The sequence below is a fragment of the Ideonella sp. A 288 genome (assembly GCF_002198735.1).
Taxonomy (GTDB): Bacteria; Pseudomonadota; Gammaproteobacteria; order Burkholderiales; family Burkholderiaceae_C; genus Pseudaquabacterium.
The window spans coordinates 167,636-180,956 of the sequence record NZ_MWLO01000137.1; the positions used below are offsets into that span (position 1 = coordinate 167,636).

A 13,321-nucleotide genomic window follows, 5' to 3' on the forward strand; every position below is an offset into this window, starting at 1 on the left:
CGTACCCCATGCCCAGTCCCGACCCCGTTGAACTGGCCTCCTACGGCCACGCATTGGCCGCGCTGCTGTTCTCGGTCCTGTCCGCGGCACTGGTCAGGAACACGCACCAGCAACCCAGGGGCAGGGGCGAGGCCTGGGCCCTGGTGGCGGCCGTTGGCACGACAGCCGTCTGGGGCTGGCTCGAGTTTGCGGCCAGCGGTTGGACGGCGCCCTGGCTGCCCGTGGCCGCACGCACCCTGGACATCGCCCGCTATGCCGCCTGGTTTGGCCTGCTGTGGTGGCTGCTGGCGCCACGGCGCGGCCTGGCCTCCTGGCCCTTCCGGCTCATGGTGGGGCTGGGCGCTGGCCTGGTGGCGGCCATGCTGGCCACCCTGGTCGGCGAACCGGAACCCCTGGCGGACGGTGCCGTGGCCAGCCGTGGTGCCCGCGGCCTGCCGCTGGCGGCGGCGGTGTACGGCCTGTTCCTGATCGAACAGCTGTTCCGCAACCAGAAGGACAGCGCGCGCTGGAGCGCCAAGCCCCTGTGCCTGGGCCTGGCCTGCATCTTCGGCTTCGATGTGTACATGTACACCGAGGCCTTCCTGGCCGGACAGCCCGATGCCGATGCACTGACCATCCGCAGCTTCGTGCATGCCATTGCGGCCCCGCTGTTCTACATCTCGATGCGGCGGCAGGCGCATTGGGCCGCCCGGGTGCAGCTGTCCCGCGACCTGGTCCTGTACTCGGCGTCGCTGATCCTCGCCGGCGCCTACCTCATCCTGATGGCGGCCGCTGGCTACTACGTGCGCTATCTCGGTGGCACCTGGGGCCGGCCGCTGCAGATCGTGGTGGTGGTGGCGGGCGCCGTGTTGCTGGTGGGGCTGGCCGTCTCCGGCTCACTGCGCGCGTGGCTGAAGGTGTTCCTGGGCAAGAACTTCTTCCGCTACCGATACGACTACCGCCAGGAGTGGCTGCGCTTCACCGGCACCCTGGCCGGCGGCGGGGCCCCGCAGCAGGTGGGCGAGCAGGTGATCAAGGGCCTGGCCGACCTGCTCGAGTGCCCTGGCGGCGCCCTCTGGGGCCTGGACACCGACGGCGCAGACCTGGTGCAGACCCACCGCTGGAACACGCCCGCCGGCAACCAGCGCGAGCCGCTGCATTCGCCGTTCTGCCACTTCTTGCTGTCCACCGGCTGGGTGCTCGAGATCGACGACGTGAAGTCCGCGCCGGGCCGCTACCCTGGCCTGAGCCTGCCGGCGTGGCTCGATGAAGTGCCGAACGCCTGGCTCATCGTGTCGCTCCCGTTGGCCGACAGGCTGATCGGCTTCGTGGTGCTGTCCAGGCCGCGTGCGCGCATCGCCCTGAACTGGGAAGTCACCGACCTGCTGAAGACCGCCAGCCGGCAGGCGGCCAGCTTCCTGGGCCAGCAGCAGGCCACCGAGGCCCTGCTCGAGGCCCGAAAGTTCGATGCGTTCAACCGGATGTCCGCGTTCGTCGTCCACGATCTCAAGAACATCGTGACGCAACTGTCATTGATGATGCGGAACGCCCAGAGGCTGCGCGACAACCCGGAGTTCCAGCAGGATATGCTCATCACGGTCGAGAGCTCGCTCGAGAAGATGCGCCAATTGATGGTTCAACTCCGAGAAGGCGAGCCCGGCAAGGAGGGGCAGAGCGGCGTGGATTTGGTGCCGGTGGTCAAGCGCCTGGAAGCGATGGCGGCGGCACGTGGCAGGAGCATCGGTGTCGAGATCCAGTCGAGAGTTTCCACGCGCGGCCAGGAGGCGCGCCTCGAGCGCGTGCTCGGTCACATGGTGCACAACGCCCTCGATGCCACCCCAGCGTCCGGAACCGTCGTGGTGCGGCTGTCCCGGCACAGTGGTCAGGCCAAGATCGTCATCGAGGACAACGGCATGGGCATGAGCAGCGAGTTCATCAAGGATCGCCTGTTCCGCCCGTTCCAGACAACCAAGGTCAATGGCATGGGAATCGGTTCCTACGAGAGCCAGCAGTACATCCGCGAGCTCGGTGGCCATGTTCACGTCGACAGCACCGTCGGCCAGGGCACGAGCATCACCATCCTGCTGCCCCTGCTCGACGCGTCGCGCGACACCGATCTGCGCTCACCAGTCGTGCAATGAGTGCGTCCAGCGGTCCGCAGTTGTTGATCGTCGAAGACGATCTGGCGCTTCAAAAGCAGATCAAGTGGTCGCTGGACCGCTTCGATACCGTCACCGCCGCCGACCGAGACAGTGCCCTGCAGCAGTTTCGCCGGCATCGGCCGCCCGTCGTCACGATGGACCTGGGGCTGCCGCCGGACCCCGACTCGGTGTCCGAAGGCTTTCGACTGCTGGAGCAACTGCTCGAGAGCGACCCGGACGTGAAGGTCATCGTGCTGACCGGCCAGAACGACCAGTCGAACGCGCTGCGCGCAGTGTCGATGGGGGCCTATGACTTCTTTGCCAAGCCGTTCGAGCCCGACCTGCTGGGCCTGACCATCGATCGCGCGCTGCGACTGGCGGAACTTCAAGCGGAAAACCGCCGCCTGCAGGCCCTGCACCAGCCGGACGCGTTGTCGGGCCTGATGACCCGTGACCCCGAGATGCTGCGCATCTGCCGGCTGATCGAGCGGGTGGCCTCCAGCGACGCCACCGTGCTGCTGCTGGGCGAGAGCGGCACGGGCAAGGAGGTGCTGGCCCAGGGGCTGCACCAGGCCTCCAAACGCAGCGGCAAGTTCGTCGCGATCAACTGCGCCGCGATCCCCGACGCCTTGCTCGAAAGCGAGCTGTTCGGCTACGAGAAGGGGGCGTTCACGGGGGCGGCCAAAACCACCCCGGGCCGCATCGAGTCGGCCAACGGCGGAACGCTGATGCTCGACGAAATCGGCGACCTGCCGCATGGCCTGCAGGCCAAGTTGCTGCGCTTCCTTCAGGAACGCACGATCGAACGCGTCGGGGGACGGCAGGAGATCCCGGTCGATGTGCGCGTGGTCTGCGCCACCCACCAGGACCTGAAGACCCAGATCGCCGAGAACCGCTTCCGCGAGGACCTGTACTACCGCGTGGCGGAGATCGTTGTCGACATCCCGCCGCTGCGGGCGCGCCAGGGCGATGCGGTGCTGCTGGCGCATGCCTTCCTGCGGCGCTTCGCGCAGGACCAGAAGCGGGGACCGCTGACCTTCTCGGACGACGCGTTGCGGGCCATCGAGGCCCACGCCTGGTCGGGCAATGTTCGCCAATTGCTCAATGCGGTCAAACGCGCCTCGATCATGGCCGAGGGCACCCTGGTGAACTGCGAGGACATCGGCCTGCCGCGCCCCGACGACCTGGGTGAATCCGCCACCTCCGGCGAACTCGACCTGCGCGTGGTGCGCGAGGCGGCCGAGCGACAGGCCGTGCTCACCGCGCTGGGGCGAACAAACGGCAATGTCGTCAAGGCGGCGGAATTGTTGTGTGTCAGCCGCCCCACCCTCTACGACCTGATGCATCGGTTGGCCATCCGATGAGCGAAAGACAACACCGAATGAATGCTTCAACCCTTGCAGGCGCCGCGGCGCTGGTCGTTGCCGGACTGCTCTCCACCGGCTGCGGCGACGGCTCCAGCTCCGATCCCGCGGCCAGCGCGAAGGAATTCTCCAAGAAGGGCGACCACGCCGCTGCCGCTGTGCAGCTCAAGTCAGCGCTGCAGCAGTCACCGGCGTCGGCGGAACTGAGGTTCCTGTTGGGCAGTGCCCTGCTCGACATGGGCGATGCGGCATCGGCGGAAGTGGAACTGCGCAAGGCCGCTGACCTCAAGCACCCGGTCGAGGCGGTGGCACCGAAGCTGGCGCGGGCACTGCTCTATCGAGGTGAGCACAAGAAGCTGCTCGAGGAGTTTGGCAAGGTCGACCTGCCGCAACCCGAAGCCGCCGCCCAGCTCCAGGCGGTGCTGGCCGAATCGGCGCTGATGACGGGCGACAAGGACGCGGCCCAGGCCCGCGTCGACAAGGCCGTGGCGCTGGCCCCTTCGGCGCCGCAGGTGTTGCTGGCGCAGGCCAGCCTGAAAGGATCGGCCGGTGACTACGATGGCGCACTCGCCATCCTCGACGGGCTGATCGCCAAGGAATCTGGCAGCACGGCCGCGCTGTTGCTGAAGGGCGGCTTCCAGCAGCACCTGAAGCGTGACACGGATGGCGCCATCGCCACCTTCGAGAAGGTGCTCGCGATCGCGCCCAAATCGCTGCCGGCCCACACGGCCCTGATCGGCATCCAGTTGGCCCGTCGCGATGGCGAAAAGGCCAAGGCGCAGTTCGAGGCCATGAAGAAGGTGCTGCCGAACCATCCGCAGACGCAGTTCTTCGAGGCGCAGATTGCCTCGCAGTCCGGTGATTTCAAGCAGGCCCGCGAGATCACGCTCAAGCTGCTCCAGATCGCTCCGACGGAGCCGCGCCTGTTGCAGTTTGCGGGTGCAGTGGAGTTGCAGATGAACTCACTGGTCCAGGCCGAGACCTACCTGGCCAAGGCGCTGAGCCTCACGCCCAACCTTCCCCTGGCCCGGCGGCTGCTCGCGACGACGTACCTGAAGATGGGCAATCCGCCAAAGGCGCTTTCGGTCCTGCGCGCCAATCTGGAGGCCTTCCCCGACGACAAGGAGTCTCTCGCCCTGGCCGCAGAGGCCCACCTGCATGCCGGCGACCCGAAGACGGCCGAAGCCTTCTTCCTCAAGGCCGCCAAGCTCGAGCCCAACGACACGCGCCTGCGCACCGCGGTGGCGCTGACGCAACTGTCCCGGGGCAACACCAGCGCGGCGTTCAGCGAACTCGAATCGATCGCCGCGAGTGACAAGCAAACCCATTCCGACATGGCGCTGATCAGCGCCAGGCTGCGGCGCGGCGAACTGCCCGAAGCGCTGAAGGCCATCGAGGCCTTCGAGAAGAAGGACCCGAAGAATCCGCTGCCGTCCAACCTGCGCGGCCGCACCCTGTTCCTGCTGGGCAATCTGCCGGAAGCCCGAAAGAGCTTCGAACTGGCTCTGAGCAAGAGCCCGGCATTCTTTCCTGCGGTGTCCAGCCTGGCCGGCCTCGATGCCGTCGAGGGCAAGCGCGATGCGGCCCTGCAGCGGTACACCGACTTCCTCAAGGCGAATCCGAAGAACGAACAGGCCCTGCTCGCGCTGGCCGACGTCAAGGCGCGCACCGGCGCCAGCGCGGAGGACGTCCAACGCGCCGCGGAAGCGGCCATCCAGGCCAATCCGAATGACAAGGCGTCGCGTCTCTTCCTGATCAACTACCTGCTGTCCCGACGCGATGCCAAGGGTGCGATGGTGGCCGCTCAGGCGGCCACGGCCGCCATACCGAACGACGGCCAATTGCTCGAGGCCCTGGGCAAGGCGCAGACCGCCGCTGGCGACTACAACCAGGCGCTGTACACCTTCGCCACGTTCAGCACCCTGTTCCCGAAGTCGCCGGAGCCCTACCTGCGCATGGCCGACGCCCACCTGTTGGCCAACAACCTCAACGAGGCCATGCTCAACCTGCGGCGGGCGCTCGATCTGGCGCCCGGGGTGATCGCTGCGCAACGCAGCCTGATCAGCGTGGCCTTGCAGATGAAGAAGCCGCAGTTGGGCATCGAGGTGGCCCGGACGATGCAGAAGCAGCGCCCGAACGACGCCGTCGGCTACATGTTCGAAGGCGATGTCGAGACCAGCCAGAAGAACTGGGATGCGGCCATCGCCGCCTACCGCAAGGGCCTGGACAAGAAGAACCCGGATGCACTGCCGGTGCGGCTGCACGAGGCGCTGGTGGCGGCCAAACGGACGGCCGAGGCGGACAAGTTCGAGGCCACCTGGCTGTCGACCAACCCCAAGGATGCCGGCTTCCTGATTTACCTCGGCGACCTGGCCCTGGTCCGCACCAACTTTGCAGTGGCCGAGCAGCGCTACCTGGAAACCCTGAAGTTGGAGCCGAACAATGCGCTGGCGCTGAACAACGTCGGCTGGATGATGGCCCGCCAGGGCAAGACGGGCGCCGTCGAGTTTGCGCAGAAAGCCGTCCGCATCAACCCCGACAGTGCCGCGATGCACGACACGCTGGCGTTCGCCCTGGAAGCCGCCAAGGACCTGCCCGGTGCGATCTCGGCCTCACGCCAGGCCACCAGCATTGCGCCAAACAACCCCGGGTTGCGTCTGCACCTGGCCAAGCTCTTGCTGAAGGACGGCAAGAAGGCTGAAGCGCGCACGGAGCTCGAAACGCTGGCCAAACTCGGCGCCAAGTTCGCCGGGCAACCTGAAGTGTCGACCTTGCTGAAGGAAGCCGGGGGATGACTGGCGACGTGCTGATGCGGCGTTGAGCCGCCTCTGGCGGTGACGCGTTCACCGGGCCATGTCTATGTGCCCGAATGCGCGATCGTGCAGGCAGCCGCTGAGGGCGGCGCAGCGAACGCTACCGGAAGTGGTAGGCCAAAACAGCCTGGATCGTCTGGCGATCGGGTATCGACCCGAACTCGGTGCCTTGTCGGCCGCCATGGTGCTGCCACTGGAGGGCCAGGTCGGTGCTCGGCCACCGATAGCGCGCCTCCAGCCAACTGATCCGGCTGTGGTCTGCCGTATTCCACCGCACGAAGGCGGTGAGATCGAGGTTCTTGACGCCCGCATCACGCTGCACGGCATAAACCATGACCGCACGCCTGGCGGCCAGATCGAGGCGACGTTCGGCTTCCTGCAGGTATCGGCCGATTGCGGCGCCACCGCCTGAGGCGGCAGCGGCGTCCCATTCGCTCTGGCTCATCGCCAATCCATTCGCCTGCCACTCGGCGGTGATCGACAGCTTGCGGGCCGTCGTGTACGTCAAGCCGGCGGCCAGGCGATGGCCGGCCGCACGATGTGCAGTCGAGCCCAGGGCGCGGTCGATCAACCTGGGTTCGCGGGCATAGGACCATTCGGCATGGGCCACGGCCGCGTCGGACACGAGGGCCGTCAGGCTGGCGCCCGGCTGAACCGGCAGACCGGCTTCCTTGTAGAGCAGTGCCTGTCCACTGAGCCGTTCCGACCATTGGTGGTTGACCGAGACGAGCCCCCGATGTCGGTTGTTCGTCGACCCCAGGTCGAGGCTGAAGGCTTCGCCGCTGGGCGAGTTCGCGAGCTTCGGTGACCAGGTGACCGCCATCGAGCCGTCCTTCCACAGCCGCTGACCACGCAGCGCGACGGTGCCAAGACGGTTCTCGCGCAATGCGATGGGATCTGCCGTCGTGACGGCGCGCAAGCTGTTGTCCCGGAAAAAATCTGTGGGGTTGTAGCCGTATGCAGGGCCGTGCCGGAGGTTCACGCGGCCCGCGTCGAGGATGGTGGCGCCGGCGCCATCGGTCCAACTGACGAAGGCCTCCCGCAGGCTGTTGAGCGTGGCGCTGCCGCCCGCTCGGCGCGGGTGCAGGTGATCGAGGCGGTTGGACAGGGTGGCGCGCCAGCCCGGGGCCAAGACGGTGCGGTGAACCAGGTCGATGGACAGCCGTTGCCTGTCTTCGTGCCCAAGACCAAAGCGGAGATCTGCAGCGCCCAGGGCACCTTCGACGACCAGTCGGGTGGGGCTGGGGGCGGCACCCGTGGCCTCTGCAGGGGCCGCCTTCAGGTCGAGGGCGTCGAGCCCGGGGTCGGCGCCTTGGGCGCAGACGACAGTCGACGCGAAGGCAATCACCGATCCAGCGAGGGCGGTGCGGTACAACTGATCCAAGGCACTACTCCGGTTGGAATCTCGGCAGGTGGTCGCGATGGAACCAAGTCTGAGGAATCGCCGGCATGGCGAAATCGGTGAAGCGCATCAACGTGACCGACTGCGGATTCAGGCCATCGATGATAACGGTCTCCGTGGGCCGCTCGCGGCCCAACTGCGCTTGATATCGACGGTAGTACACGGTCTTCAGCAGGCGCCCGGACTCTGCGAAAAAGCGCCCCTTGATCGGCCGATTGTTCTCGGCGTCGACCCAGTACTCGATCGTCGTGTAGGTGGCGCTGTTGGAGGTGGCGGTCAAACCCAGCTTGTAGGATTTGCGCGTCTTGCGCTCGCCGTCGGTCACGTCTTCTTCGGCCAACAGCTTGGCGCTGTAGTCCTTCGCCAGGTTCACGGTGATCACGTCGCCGTTCGAGGCCTGCCCCAGCAGTCGCTGCTGGGGTGACAGCCGCACGCTGGCCTTGGTGCTGGGGTCGTAGAACCACAGGTCGTCACCGTTGCGCAGCATGAGCTTGCCGGCGTCCCGGGCGGGCAGCACGAAGCTCACGAGGCTGGCGAACTGTCCGTTGTTGTCCTGGGCACGCGAGTAGGTCATCAAGGTGCTGGCGTCGACCTGCTTGCCGGCCTCGAACTCGGCGAGCGTCACCTTGACGGCAAACGGCCGGCCGGGGTTGCGGATGGCGTCGCTCGCCCTGAGCAGTTCTTGTGCATCGGGTGCCGCCGATGCGGCCAGGTGCACGAACACCAGGGCGGCCAGGAACAGGCTGCGTATCGTCATGGATCAGGCTTCGGCTGGAAGGGTTTCAGGTGTGGCGAAGGGCATCGACCACGTTGAGTCGTGCAGCCCGATAGGCGGGCCACCAGGCCGACAGCGTGGCGATGACGATCAGCCCGACGGTGGTGCCGATGATCATCCCGGATTCGCCCCAGACGTTCAACACGAGGGGCAAGGGCTCCGCAGCAGCAGGCAGCAGCCACTTCAGACCCATTTGATTGACCAGCCCAGCCGCAGTCACCGCCACCACGGCGCCCAGCACGGCGCCGGCCAGGCCCAGCAGGGTGCCCTCGACCACGATCAGGCGCCGAACCCCGGACTGGCGCAGGCCGATCGCCCGCAGCGTGCCGATTTCCACGGTTCGCTCGACCACGGCCGTGTTCATGGTGTTGCTGACCGTGAAGAGCACGATGCCACCGATCAGCACGAAGATGAAGCCGAACAAGGTATCGAACATCTGGACCGACTGGACGTAGAACGGATTCAGCGCCCCGAAATCGCGGACCGCCAGCGGCTGGCCACCAGACCAGCGGCCCAACTGGCTGTCGACGCGCGCCTGGGCCGCCGACATCGACTTGCCGCTCTTGAGCTGGATGAGGATCGAGGTGGCCTTCGGCTGCGCCGACCCATACACCAGCCGCTGCGCCTGCGCGAGGTGCAGCACGATGAACACTTCATCGAGTTCCTTGAAGCCCTGGCTCTCGGCATGGATGACGTCGAGGCCGGCCACGTTGGGGGTGCCCCTGGCGCTGCTGGCCAGCAGTTCGATGCTCCGGTCCTGCCGGCCGGCGGCAGCGCCGGCCTTCGGCGCGGCCGCCTTGGCTTCCCGCGCACTCAACTGGGCGATGTCGTCCGGCAGCGCAGCGCCACCATCGACGACATCCTTCTGGGGTTGAGGACAGTTGGTGATCTGCAGTGGGGCGCACAACTGCAGAACGCGCGCCAGCCCGACGCCGACGATCGCCGCATTGCGTCCCGAGTTGTCGAGCCGGAACGCTGGCGCGTCCACGGGAACGTGGTACTCGTTCCAGGCGCGCATCACCGAGTGGTCTGCGGCCACGAGCCCGCTGCCGATGACCGTTCGGGACACACCGGCGGCATAGTTGCCGGCGATGCCGCCAAACTGGAGCGTCGGCGTGACCACCGAAACCATGTCGCGCAGCACGGGGTCGGCCTTGATTGCATCCACGATGCGCGCATAGTCGGCGATGCCGAACGCGGTCGGGTTGCCACTGCCGTACAGGTAGAAGTCGCGATGCTGCACCTGGAGGTGCCCGCCGGCACGGACGTACGCCGTCTGCATCGTGTAGTCGATGTTGGCCCGGTAGCCGCCGAACAGCAGGATCGCCATGGAGCCGATGGCCATGGCCACGATCGTGGCCATGCTGCGCCGCCGATTGCGCAGCAGGTTGCGCAATGCCAGCGACAGCGTCCTCACCGGTCGACCTCGGCGTGCTTGCGACTGACCGCCCGGACCACGCCATCCTTCAGGAAGATCGTGTCGTCGGCCGCACGGATGACGCTGCGGTCGTGCGACGAGAAGACGAAGGAGATCTTGTAGCGCTCCTGCATGCGCCGCATCAACGTCAGGATGGCCGCACCGGTCTTGCTGTCGAGGTTGGCCGTCGGTTCATCGGCGATCACGAGCTTGGGCTTGCGGGCCAGCGCCCGCGCGATGGCCACACGCTGCCGCTGTCCACCGGACAACTGTCCTGGCAGGTTCCGGGCCTTGTCGGCCAGCCCGACGGCATCCAGCAGCTTCGGCACCCGGTCGGCACGCATCCTGGCGGACGTTCCGGCCAGCAGCAGCGGGTACTCGACGTTTTCGTAGGCCGTGAGCACCGGCAGCAGATTGAAATTCTGGAAGATGAAGCCAATGTGGCGCGCCCGGAAGTCGGACACCTCATCGTCGGTCATCCGGTTGATGTCCTGTCCGGCCACCACCACATCACCCGCATCGGGCCGGTCGATGCAACCGAGCATGTTCAGCAGCGTCGTCTTGCCGCTGCCGGACGGCCCCAGCAGCACCGTAAAGTGGGCGGGCCGGATGAGCAGATCGACACGCTGGATGACCGGGACACTGACCGAGTCCAGGCGATAGGACTTCTCGACCTTGGTCAGCACAGCGACGGGCGCCAGGGAATCGTCCGGGGCTTGGGTGGTCTGAGGGGCCATGGTGGGCGTCTTCGCCGCCCGGGTTCGGGCTCTGAATCGAGTTTACGTCCCGCCGCTGCCGGGCAGGCGGGAGCGACGTTGCAGCCACCACACAGGGACACCGTGGCTCCAACGCCGTGGCTCGGAGCACACCTGCATGCCCTGCCTGCTGCGATGGCCCACGTCGCCACAGGCAGGGCGGCAAGGCACGACGCCGCAGCGGTCCCATCCACCCCCTGATGTGTGTGCATTTGCGACAAGTGGGGCCCGCGGGCTCAAGTCGGAGCAGCAAAGGCCGTATTGATCCATACGCTGTCCGCGACCGCATGTCGCCGACCGTCGCGCGGTGACTGCCGTGCATCGAAGGACACCATGACGCGATCCCCTTGGTCCAAGTTCCAGCGATGGATTCGACAATCCGTGCGGCTGGCAGTGGCCCGACTGCCCAGGTCTTGGCGATTCGCCTTGTTCCGCTCTTTGGTGGCCTGCGACCCGTCGCCAGACCCCCGCCTGGAACTGAAGATCGCCGAGACCCGCGATGAACTGGAGGCTTGTTTTCGGCTCCTGCACGACGCCTACGTGGCCGCCGGGTTCATGGTCCCGGACCCTTCCGGCATGCGCGTCACGCCTTACCACGCGTTGCCGACCACCACCACCTTGTGCGCCAAGTTCGAAGGCCGGGTGGTCGGGACGATGACGCTGATCCGTGACGGCGTCTTCGGGTTCCCCATGCAGTCGGCCTTTGACCTGACCAGTGTGCGAGCGAAGCGCGGACAGATCGCGGAGGTGTCTGCGCTGGCCATCCACCCGGACTTCCGGACCACCGGCGGCTGGATCCTCTTCCCCCTGATGAAGTTCATGTACGAGTACTGCACCCGGTACTTCGACACCCGCCACCTCGTCATCGCGGTCAACCCTGACAAGATCGAGCTCTACGAGTCGATTCTCTTCTTCGAGCGCCTGGAAGCCGCGGTGGTCGATCACTACGACTTCGCGAATGGCGCCCCGGCCGTGGGTGCCACGCTGGACCTCCATCGCGCACAGCAGGTGTTTCGGCAGGTCTACGGGCGCAAGAGCATGCGGCGCAACCTGTACCGCTATTTCGTGGACGTGACTCTGGCAAACATCCGGGCACCGGTGCGGCCGTATCACACGACCAACGACCCGGTGCTCACGCCGGCACTGATCGACCACTTCTTCAACCACTGCACCAGCGTGTTCGCCCAACTCGATGACCGTCGCCGCATGCTGCTGCGGTCGATCTACGATGCCGGCGTCTACCAGTCGGTCTTGCCCACCGTAAAGACACCTGCTGCGGTTGCGTGGCGACGTCATCCAAGGTACTCGGTGCGCTGCCCTGCCGAGTTCACGCCGATGGCAGGCCGTCAGCCGCCGTCAGTCGGATTGAACGTGATCGAGATGTCACGGCGTGGTTTCCGGGCAGAATGCGCATCCGAGCTTCAACTGGGCATGGCGGGCCATCTGCACATCGAGTTGGGCACAGGCCGGCACGGGTTTGTCGACTGCGAGGCCGTCCACCAGATCGGTAGAGACCGCGTGCGCGAGTACGGCTTCAAGGTGGTTCGACAGGATGAGGCTTGGCTGGAGTGTGTCGTGGCCCTCGAGAAGGGCCAGACACACAGCGATCTGCTGCAACCCCGCTCGACACGAATGCACGACAGGCCATCGGCCGGTTCGCCCCAACATGACGAGTCAGACCAGGCCGAAACACAAGTTCCCGCCGTGGCGTGACCGCACCAAATGGACAGCGCGCGCTGCCAACGACATCGACTGGCTTGACGCTGAGAATGGGGTGACCGATGCGACGACGTGATGTGCTGCTGTGGCTTGCAGCGGCGGCAAGCACCGGTCCCGCAGCAGCCCTGGACCTCGCGGATCTCATCGAGGCCAACCGCGGCTCGGTGGTGGCGGTGGGGATCCACAACCCTGTCAAGAGCCCTAGGTTCAGCTTCCGGGGCACGGGCTTCGTCGTCGGCGATGGCTCGCGCGTCGTCACGAACGCCCATGTGCTGCCCGGCTTATCCGAACGCGATGTCGGCGATCGCCTGGCGGTGCTCGTGTTGCGCCGGCCCGGCTCGCCCGAATTGCGCCTGGTTGGAAACACCAACTCCGACGCTGTCCATGACGTAGCCGTCCTCGAGATCGAAGGCGCACCGTTGACGGCGATCGCCCTGTCGACTGCGGGCTTGCCACGTCCCGGAACCGCGGTGGCACTCATTGGATATCCGCTGGGCACCGCCTTGGGTGTCGTGCCGGTGACCCACCGCGGCATCGTTTCTGCCATCACCGCCATCGCATTGCCGCCAGGCTCGGCCCGACAGCTCGACGAAAAGACCTTGATGCGCCTGCGTGACGGCGCTTTCGAAGTCCTCCAGCTCGACGCCACCGCCTATCCCGGCAACAGCGGCAGCCCACTGTTCGACCTGGGCACGGGGCAGGTCGTGGGCGTGATCAACATGGTCCATGTGAAATCGACCAAGGAGTCTGCGCTCAGCCAGCCTTCAGGCATCACGTATGCCGTTCCGGTTCGACATGTGACGGAGTTGCTCGAACGCCGCTGATGCACCGACGGCGCCGGTCACGAACGACGGCACACTCTTGGTGGTCGGCATGACTTAGGTCGCGCCCCCCCCCGAGGTCGGGGTTGCGAAGCGGGAGTTGGGATCCGTAAAGTCCTCTTGAAAGAAGCGTTG

General features: G+C 66.4%; 9 protein-coding genes. 5 read left to right on the plus strand and 4 right to left on the minus strand.

Features of this window, described 5'->3' with window-relative positions; all coding sequences use genetic code 11:
* Nucleotides 1-8 precede the first annotated feature (8 nt).
* Genes prsK through prsT form a run of 3 tightly spaced genes read left to right on the plus strand, consistent with a single transcriptional unit; the run spans nucleotide 9 to nucleotide 6,279 of the window.
* Nucleotides 9-2,120, plus strand: coding sequence for an XrtA/PEP-CTERM system histidine kinase PrsK (prsK, locus tag EOINJALH_RS20305; protein WP_088283407.1), 2,112 nt, complete (start codon nucleotides 9-11; stop codon nucleotides 2,118-2,120).
* A complete protein-coding gene (prsR, locus tag EOINJALH_RS20310; RefSeq protein WP_088283408.1) occupies nucleotides 2,117-3,484 on the plus strand; it encodes a PEP-CTERM-box response regulator transcription factor in 1,368 nt (455 codons plus the stop codon). Before prsK ends, prsR begins: the two co-directional genes overlap by 4 nt.
* On the plus strand, nucleotides 3,430-6,279 hold the full coding sequence (prsT, locus tag EOINJALH_RS20315) for an XrtA/PEP-CTERM system TPR-repeat protein PrsT (RefSeq protein WP_144290107.1): 2,850 nt from the start codon (nucleotides 3,430-3,432) through the stop codon (nucleotides 6,277-6,279). Before prsR ends, prsT begins: the two co-directional genes overlap by 55 nt.
* Nucleotides 6,280-6,397: 118 nt before the next feature.
* On the opposite strand, the gene EOINJALH_RS20320 is transcribed toward prsT, so the two are convergent.
* Genes EOINJALH_RS20320 through EOINJALH_RS20335 form a run of 4 tightly spaced genes read right to left on the minus strand, consistent with a single transcriptional unit; the run spans nucleotide 6,398 to nucleotide 10,628 of the window.
* Complete coding sequence (locus EOINJALH_RS20320; protein ID WP_088283412.1) at nucleotides 6,398-7,681, minus strand: hypothetical protein; 1,284 nt, start codon at nucleotides 7,679-7,681, stop codon at nucleotides 6,398-6,400.
* 4 nt (nucleotides 7,682-7,685) lie between these two features.
* The gene (locus tag EOINJALH_RS20325) at nucleotides 7,686-8,450 is read right to left on the minus strand and encodes an outer membrane lipoprotein-sorting protein (protein WP_404872781.1); all 765 of its coding nucleotides are present in this window, start codon (nucleotides 8,448-8,450) and stop codon (nucleotides 7,686-7,688) included.
* Nucleotides 8,451-8,481: 31 nt separating this feature from the next.
* On the minus strand, nucleotides 8,482-9,891 hold the full coding sequence (locus tag EOINJALH_RS20330; RefSeq protein ID WP_088283416.1) for an ABC transporter permease: 1,410 nt from the start codon (nucleotides 9,889-9,891) through the stop codon (nucleotides 8,482-8,484).
* Nucleotides 9,888-10,628 (minus strand): ABC transporter ATP-binding protein, encoded by a 741-nt coding sequence (locus tag EOINJALH_RS20335; RefSeq protein ID WP_088283418.1) that lies wholly within the window; start codon nucleotides 10,626-10,628, stop codon nucleotides 9,888-9,890. Before EOINJALH_RS20335 ends, EOINJALH_RS20330 begins: the two co-directional genes overlap by 4 nt.
* Before the next feature lie 444 nt (nucleotides 10,629-11,072).
* Here EOINJALH_RS20335 and EOINJALH_RS20340 point away from each other — a divergent pair, with 444 nt between their 5' ends.
* A complete protein-coding gene (locus EOINJALH_RS20340) occupies nucleotides 11,073-12,359 on the plus strand; it encodes an N-acyl amino acid synthase FeeM domain-containing protein (protein ID WP_199873435.1) in 1,287 nt (428 codons plus the stop codon).
* 68 nt (nucleotides 12,360-12,427) lie between these two features.
* Entirely contained in the window at nucleotides 12,428-13,189 is a 762-nt protein-coding gene (locus EOINJALH_RS20345) for a S1C family serine protease (protein ID WP_088283420.1), read from the plus strand.
* Nucleotides 13,190-13,321 lie beyond the last annotated feature (132 nt).